The organism is Streptomyces sp. NPDC104202 (genome assembly GCF_055584185.1).
The window spans coordinates 49,713-65,708 of the sequence record NZ_JBVJMN010000034.1 but is presented as its reverse complement, the minus strand read 5'-3'; the positions used below and the strand labels follow the sequence as shown (position 1 = coordinate 65,708).

Below are 15,996 nucleotides of genomic sequence, written 5' to 3'. Positions count from 1 at the left end.
GCCGGGAGCCCGTGGCAGACCGCGTGGGCAACGGCTACGCCTTGGTCTTGTAGCCGCGCCCCCACTGGAGGCCCCAGCCGTACAGCCGGTCCAGCTCAGCCTGGAAGCCGTACACGAACCGCACCTCGCGGCGGACGGTCAGCTCGCCCTTGACGTTCTCCATGGAGAAGACCGCGCACGAGCGGGCCTGCGGGGCCCGCTCGTCGAGTTCGATCTCGATCCGGGGGCCGTTGCTCGGGTAGAGCGTCACCTTGGCGTGCGTCCGGTCGAAGGCCGGCGTCTGGTCGTAGATGTACACGAAGAAGAGCAGGCGCTTGATCTCGTCGCGGTGGTCCAGATTGACGAAGATCGTCTCGCCGGAGGAGCCCCCGAAGCGGTCGTCGCCGCTCTGCTTCACGTACGGGGCCGCGTTCAGGTCGCCGAAGAAGCCGCCGAGCGGCTGCACCACGCCCTTGCTGCCGTCGGTGAGCTCGTAGAGGCAGCCGAGGTCGAGGTCGACGTTGACCATGCCCTGGGTGTGGGCCTGGACGACCTCGGGCTTGAAGAGCTGGGCGGGGTTGCGCAGCAGCCGTCCGCTCTGCCGGGAGCGGCCCTCGATGTCGGAGGTCCGCATCCGCCAGGAGAGGTTCACCCGGAGGTTGCCGGTGGCGGCGCCCTGCTGGGTGAGCGAGACGGTCGGACGCCGTTTCGTCAGGTCGATCGCGTTGGACGCGGCGCTGCCCGAGTCGAACTGCGCCGCCCTCCCCGGAAAAAGGTTGTCCCAGAAGGCCATGACGCCTCCACCCCCACTGGTCTCCAGTTGCCCGCACATGGCTGCGGGGCGGCCGGGTGGACCCGACCGCCCCGCAGTGAAGCGTTCCTCGTTACCGGGGGTGTCACACCCCGGACGGCACCTCGGTCTTGTCGTCCGAGCCGGATCCGCCCTCGGCCGCCGCGAGCCGCTGGTTGCGGCGGACGGAGGACCAGAAGGACCAGCCGATGAGGGCGACGCCGATGCCGCCGGTGATGATCTCGGGGATCTCGTACTGGATGGTGATCATGAGGACCACGGCCAGCGCGCCGATCGCGTAGTGGGCGCCGTGCTCCAGGTAGACGTAGTCGTCCAGGGTGCCCTGACGGACCAGGTAGACCGTGAGCGAACGGACGTACATGGCGCCCACGCCCAGGCCGAGCGCCATCAGGACGATGTCGTTGGTGATGGCGAAGGCGCCGATGACGCCGTCGAAGGAGAAGGAGGCGTCGAGGACCTCGAGGTAGAGGAACATGAAGAAGGCGGCCTTGCCGGCCAGCTGGACCGCGGAGACCTTCTTGCCGCTGCGCTTGGCCTCTTCCTCGGCCTCGTGCTCGCGCTCCTCCTCTTCCTCCAGCTTGTTCTCGAAGTAGCCCGAGAGACCGCCGACGACGAGGTACGTGATGAGACCGGCGATGCCGGAGATCAGGACCGTCTGCGCCTTGTCGACGTGCGCGCCGCCGTGCTGGTGGGCGTGGGTCGCGAAGGTCATGGCGGTGACGAGCAGGACGATCAGCGCGATACAGACCGACAGCATGTCGACCTTGCCGAGCTTGGCGAGCGGGCGCTCGATCCAGCGCAGCCACTGGATGTCGCGGTCCTCGAAGATGAAGTCGAGGAAGATCATCAGCAGGAACATGCCACCGAACGCGGCGATCGACGGATGCGCGTCGGTGACCAGTTCCTGGTAACGGTCGGCGTCGTTCAGGGCGAGGTCGACGGCCTCTACGGGCCCGATCTTCGCACTGACGGCGACGATCACGACGGGGAAGACGAGCCGCATGCCGAAGACGGCGATGAGCACGCCGATCGTGAGGAAGATCTTCTGCCAGAAGGCATTCATCTTCTTCAGGATCCCGGCGTTGACCACCGCGTTGTCGAAGGACAGCGAGATCTCGAGGACGCAGAGGATCGCGACGATCCCGAAGGCCTCCCACCCCCCGTAGAGCACCGCTGCGACCAGACCGAGCGCAGTGATCGCGAACGACCAGCCGAAGGTTTTCAGAACCACTGTCTACCCCATCGTGAAATTACATGGCTTTACGAAACGTTGACCCCGAAGTCTAGAGCGATGCCCCGGAGCCCGGACGCGTACCCCTGTCCCACCGCCCGGAACTTCCATTCGCCGTTGTAGCGGTAGAGCTCGCCGAAGATCATCGCGGTCTCGGTCGAGGCGTCCTCGGAGAGGTCGTAGCGCGCCAGTTCCTGGCCGTCCAGCTGGTTCACGACGCGGATGAAGGCATTGCTGACCTGGCCGAAGCTCTGGCCGCGATTGTCGGCGTCGTGAATGGAGACCGGAAAGACGATCTTGTCGCAGTGGGGCGGCACCCGGTCGAGGTCGACGATGAGGGACTCGTCGTCGCCGTCACCCTCACCGGTGAGGTTGTCACCGGTGTGTTCGACGGAGCCCTCGGGGCTGCGCAGCTGGTTGTAGAAGACGAAGTAGTCGTCCCCGAGCACCCGGCCGGCCTGGCACAGCAGAGCGCTGGCATCGAGGTCGAAGGGGGCTCCGGTGGTGGAGCGCGCGTCCCAGCCGAGTCCGACGAGGACCTTGGTGAGGTTGGGTGCGGCCTTGGAGAGGGAGACATTGCCTCCCTTGGCGAGCGTGACGCCCATGATGCGGTTCCTCCCCGGTGGTGATGAGGCACGTCCGGCGCCGCACGGAGAGTGCGGCGCCGGACGGTTCGAACGGTTCGGCTCAGACGTTGACGCCGAAGTCCTGCGCGATGCCGCGCAGGCCGGAGGCGTAGCCCTGGCCGACGGCGCGGAACTTCCACTCGGCGCCGTGACGGTACAGCTCGCCGAAGACCATGGCGGTCTCGGTCGAGGCGTCCTCGGAGAGGTCGTACCGGGCGATCTCGGCGCCGCCGGCCTGGTTCACGACGCGGATGAACGCGTTGCGCACCTGGCCGAAGGACTGCTGGCGGTTCTCGGCGTCGTAGATCGACACCGGGAAGACGATCTTGGCCACGTCGGCCGGCACGGTGGCCAGGCTGACCTTGACCTGCTCGTCGTCGCCCTCGCCCTCGCCGGTGAGGTTGTCACCGGTGTGCTCGACGGAGCCGTCGGCGCTCTTCAGGTTGTTGAAGAAGACGAAGTCCTGGTCGTTGCGGACCTTGCCCTCCTCGCTCACCAGGATGGCGCTGGCGTCGAGGTCGAAGTCCGTCCCGGTGGTGGTGCGGACGTCCCAGCCCAGACCGACGGTCACGGCGGTGAGGCCAGGGGCCTCCTTGGTCAGCGAGACGTTGCCGCCCTTGCTGAGGCTGACTCCCACGAGTCCCTCCATACGTTTTCAGGGGCAGCGCCCCAGTCGTGCGTTGGCATCGGATCAACGACTGGATCCTAGTGACGGGTTCCCGGTCGAAACAGTCGATTCGCCCGGTGATTCCGAGGGTGTCGGCCCCGGAACGCCTCAGATGGCGTCGAGGGCCTTCACGTAGTCGCCCAGGTCGCGGGCGTCCGAGAGGGCGTTGACGACGGTCCAGCGGACGACGCCCTCCTTGTCGATGACGAAGGTGCCGCGCACGGCGCAGCCCTTCTCCTCGTCGAAGACGCCGTACGCGCGGGAGGCCTCGCCGTGCTTCCAGAAGTCGGAGAGCAGCGGGAATTCCAGGTCCTCCTGGTCGGCGAAGACGCGCAGGGTGTGGATCGAGTCGTTGGAGACGGCGAGGAGCTGGGTGTCGTCGTTGACGAACGCCGTGAGGCGGTCGCGCAGCGCGCGCAGCTCGCCGGTGCAGACACCGGTGAACGCGAACGGGTAGAAGAGCAGCACCACGTTCTTCTCGCCGCGGAAGTCGGAGAGCCGCACGGTACGACCGTGGTTGTCCTTCAGCTCGAATTCCGGGGCCTTGGTGCCGACCTCGATCGCCATCGCGTACGCATCCCTTTCGACGGAACCCAGACCTTGGGCCGAATCGGTGAGCCCAGCCTACGGCCTGCGCACGAAAGCCCCCGACGGCGGACCGGCGGGGGCTACTCGCAGCGTGGTGATCAGCGCTTGGGGGCGGTCAGGCGGGTGCCCGTCCAGTCCTTGGCGACGCTGATGCTCTTGGTCTGGGAGAGACCAGCAGTCTGCGCGGCATCGTTGATGTCGGACGGCTCGATGTAGCCGTCGCGGCCGGTCTTCGGCGTCAGCAGCCAGATGGTGCCGCCGTCCTCCAGAAGACCGATGGAGTCCACCAGGGCGTCGGTGAGGTCGCCGTCCTCGTCACGGAACCAGAGCACGACGGCGTCGGCGACGTCGTCGTAGTCCTCGTCCACGAGGTCGGCCCCGATGATGGACTCGATGCCTTCACGGAGATCCTGGTCGACGTCGTCGTCGTAGCCGATCTCCTGGACCACCTGTCCGGGCTCGAACCCCAGCCTGCCGGCCGGGTTGGTCCGCTCCTCCGCGTGGTCCGCGGTCGCGCTCACGGCTTGCCTCCTGCTCATTCGGAAAATGCTGTGGGCCACGCGTGGGCGCGTGGCGCTGGCCGTAGTCCACACGTGCCGGGGCTGATCGCGCAAGTACCAGGCCGCGGAGACCGCCGAAACGGTGACGTTTGGGGCCGTCTCGCCCCAACTTTCGGCAGGCTCGTACCCTCCTTCGTGATCAGGCACACATGCTTCGTCCCGGTTTACGGACTTCTGCGGTTTCAGTCTGCCGAACGCTCGGACGAAACGCATGCGCGACTTGGGCGTAAGGTTGCGATTTGACCGCACCCGAACACGTTGCCGGACAGGTAGGCGACACCCCCGGGGGTTACCCCTCGGTAAATGTGACGTCTGGCGCCGACGGGGTACACGATGGACATCCCGACCACTCCGTGGCCCCGTGGGCTCCACCGAACAGCGAAGGAAGAGCGTGGCTCCCGGATCCGATCGCAACCCGATCATCATTGGCGGCCTTCCCAGCCAGGTCCCGGATTTCGACCCGGAAGAGACCCAGGAATGGCTCGACTCCCTGGACGCGGCCGTCGACGAGCGGGGCCGCGAGCGGGCCCGCTACCTCATGCTCCGGCTGATCGAGCGGGCCCGTGAGAAGCGCGTGGCCGTGCCCGAGATGCGCAGCACGGACTACGTCAACACCATCGCCACCAAGGACGAGCCCTTCTTCCCCGGCAACGAGGAGATCGAGCGCAAGGTCCTCAACGCCACCCGGTGGAACGCGGCCGTGATGGTCTCGCGCGCCCAGCGTCCGGGCATCGGGGTCGGCGGCCACATCGCGACCTTCGCCTCCTCCGCCTCGCTCTACGACGTGGGCTTCAACCACTTCTTCCGCGGCAAGGACGAGGGCGACGGCGGCGACCAGATCTTCTTCCAGGGGCACGCCTCCCCCGGCATCTACGCCCGCGCCTACCTCCTGGACCGGCTGGACGACACCCAGCTCGACGGCTTCCGCCAGGAGAAGTCGAAGGCGCCGAACGCCCTTTCGTCCTACCCGCACCCGCGGCTCATGCCGGACTTCTGGGAGTTCCCGACGGTGTCGATGGGCCTCGGCCCGCTCGGCGCGATCTACCAGGCGCGGATGAACCGGTACATGGAGGCGCGCGGCATCGCCGACACCTCCGCGTCCCACGTCTGGGCGTTCCTCGGCGACGGCGAGATGGACGAGGTCGAGTCGCTCGGCCAGCTCTCCATCGCCGCCCGCGAGGGCCTGGACAACCTCACCTTCGTCGTCAACTGCAACCTCCAGCGGCTCGACGGCCCGGTCCGCGGCAACGGCAAGATCATCCAGGAGCTGGAGTCGATCTTCCGGGGCAACGGCTGGAACGTCATCAAGCTGATCTGGGACCGCTCCTGGGACCCGCTGCTGGCGCAGGACCGCGACGGCATCCTGGTCAACCGGCTCAACACCACCCCGGACGGGCAGTTCCAGACGTACGCCACGGAGACCGGCGGATACATCCGGGACCACTTCTTCGGCGACGACCACCGGCTGCGGGCGATGGTCGAGGGCATGACGGACCAGCAGGTCCTGCACCTGGGCCGCGGCGGCCACGACCACAAGAAGATCTACGCGGCCTACGCGGCGGCGAAGGCCCACGCGGGCCAGCCGACCGTGATCCTCGCCCAGACCGTCAAGGGCTGGACGCTGGGCCCGAACTTCGAGGGCCGCAACGCGACCCACCAGATGAAGAAGCTGACGGTCGACGACCTCAAGCGCTTCCGCGACCGGCTGCACATCCCGGTGACGGACCGGCAGCTGGAGGACGGCCTGCCGCCGTACTACCACCCGGGCCGGAACTCCGAGGAGATCCAGTACATGCACGACCGCCGCAAGGCGCTCGGCGGGTACGTGCCCACCCGCGTCGTGCGGGCGAAGCCGCTGGCCCTTCCGGACGACTCGACGTACGCGGCGGCCCGGAAGGGCTCCGGTCAGCAGTCGATCGCCACCACGATGGCGTTCGTCCGCATCCTGAAGGACCTCATGCGGGACAAGGAGATCGGCAAGCGGTTCGTGCTGATCGCCCCCGACGAGTACCGCACCTTCGGCATGGACGCGTTCTTCCCGAGCGCCAAGATCTACAACCCGCTGGGCCAGCAGTACGAGGCGGTGGACCGCGAACTCCTGCTCGCCTACAAGGAGTCGCCGACCGGCCAGATGCTGCACGACGGCATCTCGGAGGCCGGCTGCACGGCGTCGCTGATCGCCGCCGGCTCGGCCTACGCCACGCACGGCGAACCGCTGATCCCGGTGTACGTCTTCTACTCGATGTTCGGCTTCCAGCGGACCGGCGACCAGTTCTGGCAGATGGCCGACCAGCTGGCCCGCGGCTTCGTGCTCGGCGCCACCGCCGGCCGTACGACGCTGACCGGCGAGGGCCTGCAGCACGCGGACGGCCACTCGCACCTCATCGCGTCGACCAACCCGGCCTGCATCGCGTACGACCCGGCGTTCGGCTTCGAGATCGCGCACATCGTCAAGGACGGCCTGCGGCGGATGTACGGCCCCGCCGCCGAGGACGTCTTCTACTACCTGACCGTCTACAACGAGCCGATCCAGCACCCGGCCGAGCCCGCGGACGTGGACGTGGACGGCATCCTCCAGGGCATCCACCGCTTCCGGCCGGCCGAGGCCGGCACCGTCCCGGCGCAGATCATGGCCTCGGGCGTCGCCGTGCCGTGGGCGGTCGAGGCGCAGCGGATCCTCGCCGAGGAGTGGAACGTGCGGGCCGACGTCTGGTCCGCCACCTCCTGGACCGAGCTGCGCCGCGAGGCCGTGGCCGTCGAGGAGCACAACCTGCTCCACCCGGACGAGGAGCAGCGCGTCCCGTACGTGACGCGCAAGCTCCAGGGCGCCGAGGGCCCGTTCGTGGCGGTCTCCGACTGGATGCGTGCGGTGCCGGACCAGATCTCCCGCTGGGTGCCGGGTCCGTACACCTCGCTCGGTGCCGACGGCTTCGGCTTCGCGGACACGCGGGGCGCGGCCCGCCGCTACTTCCACATCGACGCCCAGTCGATCGTGCTCGCGGTGCTGACCGAGCTGGCCCGCGACGGCAAGATCGACCGGTCGGCGCTGAAGCAGGCGGTGGACCGCTACCAGCTGCTCGACGTGGCGGCCGCCGACCCGGGCGCCGCGGGCGGCGACGCCTGAGCCCCGGGACGCATCACGCCTGATGAGGGGCGGTGGGACCGGGTGGTCCCGCCGCCCTTCGGCGTTCTCTACGATGCCCGGCATGAGGGATCGCTGGGAAGAGCGCACGCAGGTGCCGCTGCTGGTGCTGGCCGTCGCGTTCGGCATCGCGTACGCCGTGCCGATCGTCGCGCCCGGCGCCGACCCGTGGGTGCACCGGCTGTGCACCCACGTGGAGTGGACGGTGTGGGGCGCCTTCGCCCTGGACTACCTGGTGCGGCTCGGGCTCGCCCCGGCCCGCTGGGCGTTCGTCCGCTCCCATCCCGTGGACCTGCTGGCGGTGCTGCTGCCGATGGTGCAGCCGCTGCGGCTGCTGCGGGTGGTCTCCACCCTCCTCCTCGTGGGCCGGCGGGCCCGGATGGCCCCGCAGATAACGCTCACCACCTATGTGGCGGGCGCGGTGGTCGGGCTGATGATGTTCGGCTCGCTGGCCGTGCTGCACGTCGAGCGGGACGCCCCGAACGGCAACATCAAGACGCTCGGGGACGCGGTGTGGTGGTCGTTCACCACGATGACGACGGTCGGCTACGGCGACCACGCGCCGACGACCGGCCTCGGCCGGATCCTCGCGGTGGGGCTGATGCTCTCGGGCATCGCCCTGCTCGGTGTCGTCACGGCGAACATCGCGGCCTGGTTCATCGCCCGCTTCGACCGGGACGACGCAGTGGAGCGCCGGCAGACGGAGCTCCTGGAGGCGCTGACCCTGGAGGTCCGCGAGCTGCGCGCGGAGGTGGCCCCCCCCCCCCCCCCCGTCCCCCCCCCCCCACCGGAGGGGGCGCAGGACCTCGCCGCGCCTATCGCTCCCAGATCTTGAACGCCCTGACCTCGTACGGCGTCTGCGGCACCCAGGTCCCGCGGCCGGGATAGGTCTCGAACTCCCCCGCCTCGGCGCACTCGGCGGACTGGTAGGTGGTGACGGGCCGTCCGGTGCGGTTGGCCAGCGACTGGGCCGAGGTGCCGGCCGGCAGGGCGACGCAGCTGTCGAGGTCGGTGGTGGCCAGCTCGTGCGTCTGGGCCCGGCCCCTGAAGTCGGGCTTGGACCAGAGGCAGAGGCGGCCCGGTCCGCAGGGCCCGAGCACGGTGCCCGCCGTCGCGGGCGCCGGGGCCGCCGGGGCGGCGCGCCCCTGGCCCGGTGGGGCCGCGTGGGCCGGCCCGGCGCCGGACGCGGTCAGGGAGGTGGTGGCCAGGACCGTGGTCAGGACGGCCGCCGCGGTGAGGAAGGTCTTCGTATACATGCTGATGAACCCCGTTTCGTCACTCTCTGTAATCACGATCATGACGGAGCTCCCCCGGCAGCGGAAGGGGGCCGCCGCCCGTTCACGCGAACGGGTGACGGCCCCCTACGGGAACCCTGACGGGCGTCAGATGTGACCGCCCATGCCGCCGCCCGCGTCCGCGTTCTCGCCGCGCTTGGTGAGCGTGGCGACGAGGGCCGCGACGACGGCGACGACGCCTGCGACGGTGAAGGCCAGGCCCATGCCGTCGAGGAAGGTGTCGTGGATGACCCCGGAGATCTTGTCGAAGAGGTCGGGGGTCATCCCCGGCGCCTTCGCCATCTCCGGCGGGGCCATGCCGAACTCGGCCGCCTGCTCCAGCCGCGGGTCGGCCGGGACCGGGATGCCGGCCTCCTTCCAGTTCTCCGCGAACACGCCGGAGACCTTGGAGGACATGACGGCGCCGAGCACGGCCGTGCCGAGCGCGCCGCCGACCTGCATCGCGGCCTGCTGCAGACCGCCCGCGACGCCGGAGAGCTCCAGCGGCGCGTTGCCGACGATGACCTCGGTGGCGCCGACCATGACGGGCGCGAGGCCCAGGCCGAGGAGGGCGAACCAGAGGGACATGACGAAGGTGCCGGTGCCGGCCGAGAGCGTGATCATGCCGAACATCGCGATCGCCGTGCAGACCATGCCGCCGACCAGCGGGACGCGGGGGCCGAACTTGGTGATGAGCGCGCCGGCCAGCGGCGAGGAGACGATCATCATCGCGGTCAGCGGCAGCAGGTGCAGACCGCTGTCGACGGGGCTGAGTCCCTTGACGCCCTGGAGGTAGAACGTCACGAAGAACAGGCCGCCCATGAAGGCGAAGGCCATCAGGACCATCAGGACCACGCCGGCCGAGAGCGGCACGGAGCGGAACATGCCGAGCGGGACGAGCGGCTCCTTGACCTTGGTCTCCCAGAAGGCGAAGACCGCGAACAGCAGCAGCGCGCCGATCAGGCAGCCCCAGGTCTTCCCGCTGGTCCAGCCCCAGGACTCGCCGGCCTTGATGAGGCTCCAGACGAGGGAGGCCATGGCGCCGGAGAGCAGCAGGATGCCGAGGACGTCGAAGGAGCGCGGCGCGTTCTCGGCGCGGTGGTCCTTCAGGATGAGCAGGCCGAGGACGAGGGCGACGACGCCCACCGGCACGTTGACGAAGAAGACGGACTGCCAGCTGACGTGCTCGACGAGCAGGCCGCCGACGATCGGGCCGCCGGCCGTGGAGGCGCCGATGACCATGCCCCAGATGCCGATGGCCATGTTCAGCTTCTCGGCCGGGAAGGTGGCGCGGAGCAGGCCGAGGGCGGCCGGCATCAGCAGGGCGCCGAAGAGGCCCTGGAGGACGCGGAAGGCGATGACGGCGCCGATGGAGTCGGACAGGCCGATCGCGCCGGAGGCGGCGGCGAAGCCGGCGATGCCGATGAGGAAGGTCTGGCGGTGGCCGAAGCGGTCGCCGAGCTTGCCGGCGGTGATCAGGGCGACGGCGAGCGCGAGCAGGTAGCCGTTGGTGATCCACTGGACCTGGGCGAGCGAGGCGCCGAGGTCGGTCTTGATGGCGGGGTTGGCGATGGCGACGATGGTGCCGTCGAGGGCCACCATCATGACGCCCACGGCGACGCCGAACAGGGTCAGCCACGGGTGGCCGCGCAGTCCCTTCGCCGGGCCCTGGTCGGGTTCCCGGACGTCCCCCCGACCCTGCGGGGTCTTTTCCACGGTGGTCTGACTAGTCATACGGAGGAGGTTAGTGACAGTCGCTGACAATTGACAAAGCGGTTCACGCGTCGGTAACTGTCACGTAGCTCACAGGTACCCTGAGCCGGACTGTTCGGCGGAAACGAGGACCTGACGTGACCGTGCCCGGCCTGCGCGAGCGGAAGAAGCAGCGCACGCGCGACGCGCTGACCCGGGTGGCCCTGGAGCTGTTCACCACCCAGGGGTACGAGGCCACCACCGTCGACGAGATCGTCGAGGCCGTCGAGGTCTCCCAGCGCACCTTCTTCCGCTACTTCTCCTCCAAGGAGGAGGTCGCCTTCGCCCTCCAGCAGATGGTGGAGGAGCGCTTCGTCCGCACCCTCGGGGAGCGGCCGCCGCAGGAGGGCCCGCTCGACGCGCTCCGCAACGCCGTCCTCGCCGCCTGGGACACCATCGGCGACGCGATCACCGAGGTCGTCCCGGTCGAGCTGTACCTGCGGACCTTCCGCCTGATCGAGTCCACGCCCGCGCTGCTCGCCGTCCATCTGCGCCGCTCCACGGAGGTGGAGGAGGCCCTCGCCGGCATCATCGCGGCCCGCGAGGGCGTCGACGTCGACGAGGACCCGCGCCCCCGGATCGCGGTGGCGGCGTTCAGCGGCGTGATGCGGGTCACCGGGCAGATCTGGGGCCGGGGGTCGGACCAGAGCCTGGACACCATCCGCGCCCTCACCGAGGAGTACCTCGACCACCTCGGCCCCGCGCTCGCCCCGCGCTGGCGGGACCGGGACGACGAGGGGCTCGGCTCCGCCCGCTGACCCGCGCCCCGTAGGGTGGCGCCCCGTGACCTCCGACGCCTCCCCCACCCTCACCGTCACGCGCGCCCTGCTCGCGCTCGCGGTGGTGTTCGTGCTGCTCGCGACCACGGGGTGGACCACGATCCGGCACCGGCCCGTCCCGGGGCCGTCCCGCGGGGCGGCGCTCGCCGCCTGGGCGCGCGACCGGATCGACCACCGTCCGCTGCCCGACCCCGCGACCGCGCCGGCCCGCACGGTCGCCGCGTTCTTCGCCGGGCTCGGCACCGCGCGCGGGACCCGGCTCGCGGAGCGGCACCCGCTGGTCGTCGGCAACCTCAACGGCGCCCCGGTCGGTCTGCGCTACCGCGCCAACCGGATCACCCTCGGCCGGGCGCTCGCCGCCGAGCGGGGCCGGGTCGGCGACGCCCGGCTGTCCGCCGAGGGCCGGCACGAGGCGCGCCGCCGCCTCGACCGCTTCGCCTCGCTGATGCGGCCGGGCCGCCAGATCCTGGCCTTCGACCCGACGGGCACGGGACGGACGGCCGAGGTCCTCGGGGACCTGGAGCGGGCCGGGAACGTCTCGGTGATCGTGCCCGGCGTCGACACCAACCTCCTCACCTTCCAGAAGACCCACGGCCGGTACGGGGCTCCCGCCGGCATGGCCGAGGCCCTGTTCGCCGCCGAGCGCCGGGCCTCGCCCCGCACGCGGGTCGCGGTCATCGCCTGGGCCGACTACACCGCGCCCGTCGGGGTCGGCGTGGACGCGGCGATCGGCAGGCTGGCGGAGCAGGGCGCGGTCCGGCTCCTGGAGCTGACCGCGGCGCTGCCGGGCGACGCGCGCGTGGCGCTGTTCTGCCACAGCTACGGCTCCGTGCTGTGCGGGGTCGCGGCGCCGCGGCTGCCCGCCCGGGTGACGGACCTGGCGGTGGCGGGGAGCCCCGGCATGCGGGTGGACCACGCGACCGAACTCTCCACCCACGCGCGCGTGTGGGCGATGCGGGACACCGACGACTGGATCGCGGACGTGCCGCACCTGGAGGTGGGCGGGGTCGGGCACGGCGCCGACCCGGTGGCGCCGGAGTTCGGCGCGCGACTGCTCTCCGCGGACGGGGCGCTCGGGCACAGCGGCTATTTCGAGCCGGGCACGGAGAGCCTCGGGAACTTCGCGGCGATAGGGGTCGGGGCCTTCCCGAGGCTGGTCTGCGCCCGTGCCGACAGCGCCTGTCACGACGGAATATCCGGCGCGGAAGCCTCCTGACGCGCGTAGATCCCTCGATTTCCGGACCTTTCGCAGGGGCGACGCAGCGGCACGCGCCGCATACGATGAGGCGTATGGGTGATGTGCTGGCCGGAATTCATGCCACCTGGGAGCTCGAGAGCGACGCCCTCCTCATCCGTTTCGAACGGGGGATCCGCACGCCGAGGCTCTTCCAGGCGCTGCGCGAAAGACGAGTACCGCACGAGGCGTTGGCGTCCGTGACGCTCACGCCCGGCAAGCGGGGCACCGTCGTGCTGCACGCCGTGCCGCGGCCGGGCGCCGATCCGCTGATGGAGGCGGCCGCCGGGCAGCTCAAGGAAGCGAGCGATCCGTACCGGCTGGTGCTGCCGGCGGACCGCGAGGCGCTCGCCGGGCTGTACCGGGACGAACTGCGGGCCCGCCTGCCGTCGGACGGGGCGGAGGGCGTCCGGGTGCCGGACGGCGCGGTCCGTCCGGAGGGCGGGAGCCGGAGCGACGGGACGGACGCCGGGGCCGCGGGGGCCCCGGCGTCCGCGGACCGGCTCCTGACGGCTCCGGCGCCCGTCGACCGCTTCCTGGTGGCGCCGCCGCAGGGGCCGCAGTCCTTCAAGACGTACGACGGGAAGGCGAGCTTCGACGGGACGTCGGAGGTGTCGTTCCGCTGGTCCTGGACGGGCGCCTCCACCGAGAAGTGGAAGGCGGGCGACCAGACGTTCTCCGTCCGGGACCTCTGCGGCGTCGAGTGGCGCTCGCCGGAGGGCCTCGACGGGTACCTGCGGCTGGTGCCCCGCGACGGCGGCCCGCGCTCCGCGCAGCCCGACCAGGACCCGGCGTCCGTCGTCCTCGCACTGGGCTACGGCCCGGTGCACGTGTCCCTGCCGTTCGCGGCGGCGGTCCTCGCCGCGATCCGGGACCGCGGTTCCGAGCGCGTGCCGGTCCCGGCCGCGGCGCCGGCCGGACTGCGGGACCTGACGAACCGCGACCCCGGCGCGGTCGCCGAGCGGATCCGGCACCTGGGCGAGCTGCACCAGGCGGGGCTCGTGACGGACGCGGAGTTCTCGGCGAAGAAGGCGGAGCTCCTCGCGGAGCTCTGAGCCCTCCCGGCCCCGGCGTCATACCCCGGTATCAGGCCGCACCCCGGTCCCCGGTATGACGTCGGGGACCGGGGTCGCTGCCTACCCTGGGCGGGTCATGGCTACCGAACAGCGGCCCGAGCCGCCCCCTCCCCTCCCCCGCTCCCCCGAGCGGCCCGGCGCCCGCGGACCGGCCGTCCGGCGGCTCGCCGCCCGGACGAGCGAGGTGTTCCAGGGGCTCGGGGCGGCGCTGACCACCCCGTCCGCGCCCGGGGCCCCGCTCCTCGCCGACGCGTCCTCGCGGTGGGTGCGGCTGCTGCCGTACGCGGTCGCCCTGGCCTTCGTCGGGGCGCTGCTGCCCTCCACGGTCGTCCTGCTCATCGGGGACTACGGCGTCAACGGCGCCCTGGCCGGGGCCGTCGGCACCGCGCAGACGCTGCCGCTGCTGCTCACGGTGGCCCGGCCGCTCCAGGCGTGGTGGATCGTCTTCACCGCCGACGTGCTGGGCGCGCTGGTGCTGCTCGGCGCGGACGGCACGCGCGCGGAGTACTGGCCCTGGCCCCCGCCGCTCCTGATCGGCTACTGCGCGCTGATGGTCGCGCTCGGTCTGCGCGAGTCCCGCCGGGCGCTGTTCGGCGTGTGGCTGGCCACCGGGGTCGCCGGGTACGTCCTGGAGGCGTTCCGGCCCGCGGGGTACACGAGCGTCCACACCCTGCTGCTGGTGCTGAGCGGGGTCCTGCTGCTGCTCGCCTCGGCGGTCCGTGCCCGGGGCGACGTCCAGCGGCGGCTCGCGGAGCAGGAGACGATCAGCGAGGCCGAACGGGCCCGCCGCACGCTCCTGGAGGAGCGGGCCAGGATCGCGCGCGAACTGCACGACGTGGTGGCCCACCACATGTCGGTGATCACCGTGCAGGCCGAGTCGGCCCCGTACCGGGTGCCGGGGCTCCCGGACGCGGCCCGCGAGGAGTTCACCTCGATCGCGGCGAGCGCGCGCGAGTCGCTGTCCGAGATGCGGCGGCTGCTGGCGGTGCTGCGCAGCGACGGCGGCGAGGGCGAACGGGCTCCGCAGCCGGGGCTCGACCGGCTCCAGCAGCTGGTCGAGGCGACGGTGCGGGCCGGGGTGCCGGCCGAGCTGCGGCTCGCCGCCGACCTCGGGGAGGTGCCGCAGGCGGTCGGACTGTCGGCGTACCGGATCGTGCAGGAGGCGCTCGCGAACGTGGTCCGGCACGCGCCGGGGGCGCCGACCCGGGTGTCGGTCCGCGCGGACGACGGCCGGCTGACGGTCCTCGTCGTCAACGGGCCCGCCGCTCAGGCGCGTTCCGCGGTGGAGCCCGGCGCGGCCGGCACCGGGCACGGGCTCGTCGGCATGCGGGAGCGCGTACGGTTGACCGGCGGCACGCTCGACACCGGGCCGCTGCCGGACGGCGGCTTCCGGGTGGCCGCACGGCTGCCCCTGGCCCCGGACCCGGCCCCGTCCGCCGCCGCGGGCACGGACCCCGGCGGGCCGGTGCCCGCCACGACCAGCGAGGACCCCGAGTGACCATCCGCGTGATCATCGTCGACGACCAGGCCATGGTGCGGGCGGGTTTCGCCGCGCTGCTCGCCGCCCAGCCCGACATCGACGTCGTCGGCGAGGCCCCCGACGGGCTCCGGGGCGTGGAGGTGGCGCGCTCGGCCCACCCGGACGTGGTCCTGATGGACGTGCGGATGCCGGAGATGGACGGGCTCGCGGCGGCCCGGGAGATCCTGCACCCGCCGGCCGGGGTCGTGCACCGGCCCAGGGTGCTGATGCTGACGACCTTCGACGTGGACGACTACGTGTACGAGGCGCTGCGCGCCGGCGCGTCGGGCTTCCTCCTGAAGGACGCGCCGCCCGCGGACCTCATCGCGGCGGTCCGGGTGGTGGCGGCCGGCGAGGCGCTCCTCGCGCCGTCCGTGACCCGGCGCCTCATCGCCGACTTCGCCGCGTCCCGGCCCGCCCCGCGCCGGGACACCACCGCGCTGCGGCTGAACGGGCTCACCCCGCGCGAGACGGAGGTCCTGGAGCTGATCGCCCGGGGCCTGTCCAACCAGGAGATCGCCGACCACCTGGTCCTCGCCGAGCAGACGGTGAAGACACACATCGGGCGGGTCCTCGCCAAGCTGGACCTGCGCGACCGGGCGCAGGCCGTGGTCTTCGCCTACGAGTCGGGCCTGGTCACGCCGGGGGACGCCGGCCGCTGAGCCGGGGCGGCGGGCGCCGCTCCGGGGTGACCCCGGGGGGACCCGGGGGGGGGGACACCCCCACCCCGCCGCGGGGGCGGGTCCCTCGTCCACCCC

General features: G+C 71.5%; 15 protein-coding genes. 7 read left to right on the top strand and 8 right to left on the bottom strand.

Going from position 1 to position 15,996, the window contains the following annotated elements:
* Positions 1-34 precede the first annotated feature (34 nt).
* The 6 genes from ACZ60W_RS21990 to ACZ60W_RS21965 all read right to left on the bottom strand — a co-directional run bounded on the left by ACZ60W_RS21990 (position 35) and on the right by ACZ60W_RS21965 (position 4,423).
* On the bottom strand, positions 35-772 hold the full coding sequence (locus ACZ60W_RS21990; protein WP_469757030.1) for a TerD family protein: 738 nt from the start codon (positions 770-772) through the stop codon (positions 35-37).
* Between the two features lie 103 nt (positions 773-875).
* Positions 876-2,021 carry a DUF475 domain-containing protein gene (locus tag ACZ60W_RS21985; RefSeq protein ID WP_469757029.1) on the bottom strand — a complete coding sequence of 382 codons (1,146 nt, stop codon included), beginning with the start codon at positions 2,019-2,021 and terminating at the stop codon, positions 876-878.
* A gap of 29 nt (positions 2,022-2,050) precedes the next feature.
* The gene (locus tag ACZ60W_RS21980; protein ID WP_469757028.1) at positions 2,051-2,626 is read right to left on the bottom strand and encodes a TerD family protein; all 576 of its coding nucleotides are present in this window, start codon (positions 2,624-2,626) and stop codon (positions 2,051-2,053) included.
* 82 nt (positions 2,627-2,708) lie between these two features.
* Positions 2,709-3,284 carry a TerD family protein gene (locus tag ACZ60W_RS21975; protein ID WP_026058190.1) on the bottom strand — a complete coding sequence of 192 codons (576 nt, stop codon included), beginning with the start codon at positions 3,282-3,284 and terminating at the stop codon, positions 2,709-2,711.
* Positions 3,285-3,422: 138 nt separating this feature from the next.
* Positions 3,423-3,881, bottom strand: coding sequence for a peroxiredoxin (locus ACZ60W_RS21970; protein ID WP_469757027.1), 459 nt, complete (start codon positions 3,879-3,881; stop codon positions 3,423-3,425).
* 119 nt (positions 3,882-4,000) lie between these two features.
* Entirely contained in the window at positions 4,001-4,423 is a 423-nt protein-coding gene (locus tag ACZ60W_RS21965) for a DUF3052 domain-containing protein (RefSeq protein ID WP_366302618.1), read from the bottom strand.
* A 430-nt stretch (positions 4,424-4,853) separates the two neighbouring features.
* Here ACZ60W_RS21965 and aceE point away from each other — a divergent pair, with 430 nt between their 5' ends.
* Both aceE and ACZ60W_RS21955 read left to right on the top strand, forming a co-directional pair.
* Positions 4,854-7,586, top strand: coding sequence for a pyruvate dehydrogenase (acetyl-transferring), homodimeric type (gene aceE, locus ACZ60W_RS21960; RefSeq protein WP_469757026.1), 2,733 nt, complete (start codon positions 4,854-4,856; stop codon positions 7,584-7,586).
* Between the two features lie 82 nt (positions 7,587-7,668).
* Positions 7,669-8,439 carry a potassium channel family protein gene (locus ACZ60W_RS21955; RefSeq protein WP_469757025.1) on the top strand — a complete coding sequence of 257 codons (771 nt, stop codon included), beginning with the start codon at positions 7,669-7,671 and terminating at the stop codon, positions 8,437-8,439.
* Here ACZ60W_RS21955 and ACZ60W_RS21950 read toward each other — a convergent pair.
* Positions 8,420-8,860 carry a peptidase inhibitor family I36 protein gene (locus ACZ60W_RS21950; protein WP_469757024.1) on the bottom strand — a complete coding sequence of 147 codons (441 nt, stop codon included), beginning with the start codon at positions 8,858-8,860 and terminating at the stop codon, positions 8,420-8,422. The two genes, ACZ60W_RS21955 and ACZ60W_RS21950, sit on opposite strands and share 20 nt — an antisense overlap.
* 126 nt (positions 8,861-8,986) lie before the next feature.
* Positions 8,987-10,612, bottom strand: coding sequence for an MFS transporter (locus ACZ60W_RS21945; protein ID WP_469757023.1), 1,626 nt, complete (start codon positions 10,610-10,612; stop codon positions 8,987-8,989).
* A gap of 116 nt (positions 10,613-10,728) precedes the next feature.
* Between ACZ60W_RS21945 and ACZ60W_RS21940 the strand changes: the two genes are divergently transcribed.
* The 5 genes from ACZ60W_RS21940 (at position 10,729) to ACZ60W_RS21920 (ending at position 15,900) form a co-directional block, all read left to right on the top strand.
* Positions 10,729-11,388, top strand: a complete 660-nt coding sequence (locus ACZ60W_RS21940) for a TetR/AcrR family transcriptional regulator (protein WP_469757022.1) — start codon at positions 10,729-10,731, stop codon at positions 11,386-11,388.
* 25 nt (positions 11,389-11,413) lie between these two features.
* Positions 11,414-12,625, top strand: a complete 1,212-nt coding sequence (locus ACZ60W_RS21935) for an alpha/beta hydrolase (protein WP_469757021.1) — start codon at positions 11,414-11,416, stop codon at positions 12,623-12,625.
* A gap of 74 nt (positions 12,626-12,699) precedes the next feature.
* Complete coding sequence (locus tag ACZ60W_RS21930; protein WP_469757020.1) at positions 12,700-13,698, top strand: DUF4429 domain-containing protein; 999 nt, start codon at positions 12,700-12,702, stop codon at positions 13,696-13,698.
* A 97-nt stretch (positions 13,699-13,795) separates the two neighbouring features.
* The gene (locus ACZ60W_RS21925) at positions 13,796-15,217 is read left to right on the top strand and encodes a sensor histidine kinase (RefSeq protein WP_469757019.1); all 1,422 of its coding nucleotides are present in this window, start codon (positions 13,796-13,798) and stop codon (positions 15,215-15,217) included.
* Entirely contained in the window at positions 15,214-15,900 is a 687-nt protein-coding gene (locus ACZ60W_RS21920; protein ID WP_469757018.1) for a response regulator, read from the top strand. The genes ACZ60W_RS21925 and ACZ60W_RS21920 overlap by 4 nt, the downstream gene beginning before the upstream one ends.
* Positions 15,901-15,996: the final 96 nt, after the last annotated feature.

Bases quoted from the DNA above. Each gene is read 5' to 3' on its own strand.
- ACZ60W_RS21925 (WP_469757019.1), top strand. From the start codon at position 13,796: ATGGCTACCGAACAGCGGCCCGAGCCGCCCCCTCCCCTCCCCCGCTCC.
- ACZ60W_RS21970 (WP_469757027.1), bottom strand. From the start codon at position 3,881: ATGGCGATCGAGGTCGGCACCAAGGCCCCGGAATTCGAGCTGAAGGAC.
- ACZ60W_RS21955 (WP_469757025.1), top strand. From the start codon at position 7,669: ATGAGGGATCGCTGGGAAGAGCGCACGCAGGTGCCGCTGCTGGTGCTG.
- ACZ60W_RS21950 (WP_469757024.1), bottom strand. From the start codon at position 8,860: ATGTATACGAAGACCTTCCTCACCGCGGCGGCCGTCCTGACCACGGTC.
- ACZ60W_RS21990 (WP_469757030.1), bottom strand. From the start codon at position 772: ATGGCCTTCTGGGACAACCTTTTTCCGGGGAGGGCGGCGCAGTTCGAC.
- ACZ60W_RS21980 (WP_469757028.1), bottom strand. From the start codon at position 2,626: ATGGGCGTCACGCTCGCCAAGGGAGGCAATGTCTCCCTCTCCAAGGCC.
- ACZ60W_RS21945 (WP_469757023.1), bottom strand. From the start codon at position 10,612: ATGACTAGTCAGACCACCGTGGAAAAGACCCCGCAGGGTCGGGGGGAC.
- ACZ60W_RS21930 (WP_469757020.1), top strand. From the start codon at position 12,700: ATGGGTGATGTGCTGGCCGGAATTCATGCCACCTGGGAGCTCGAGAGC.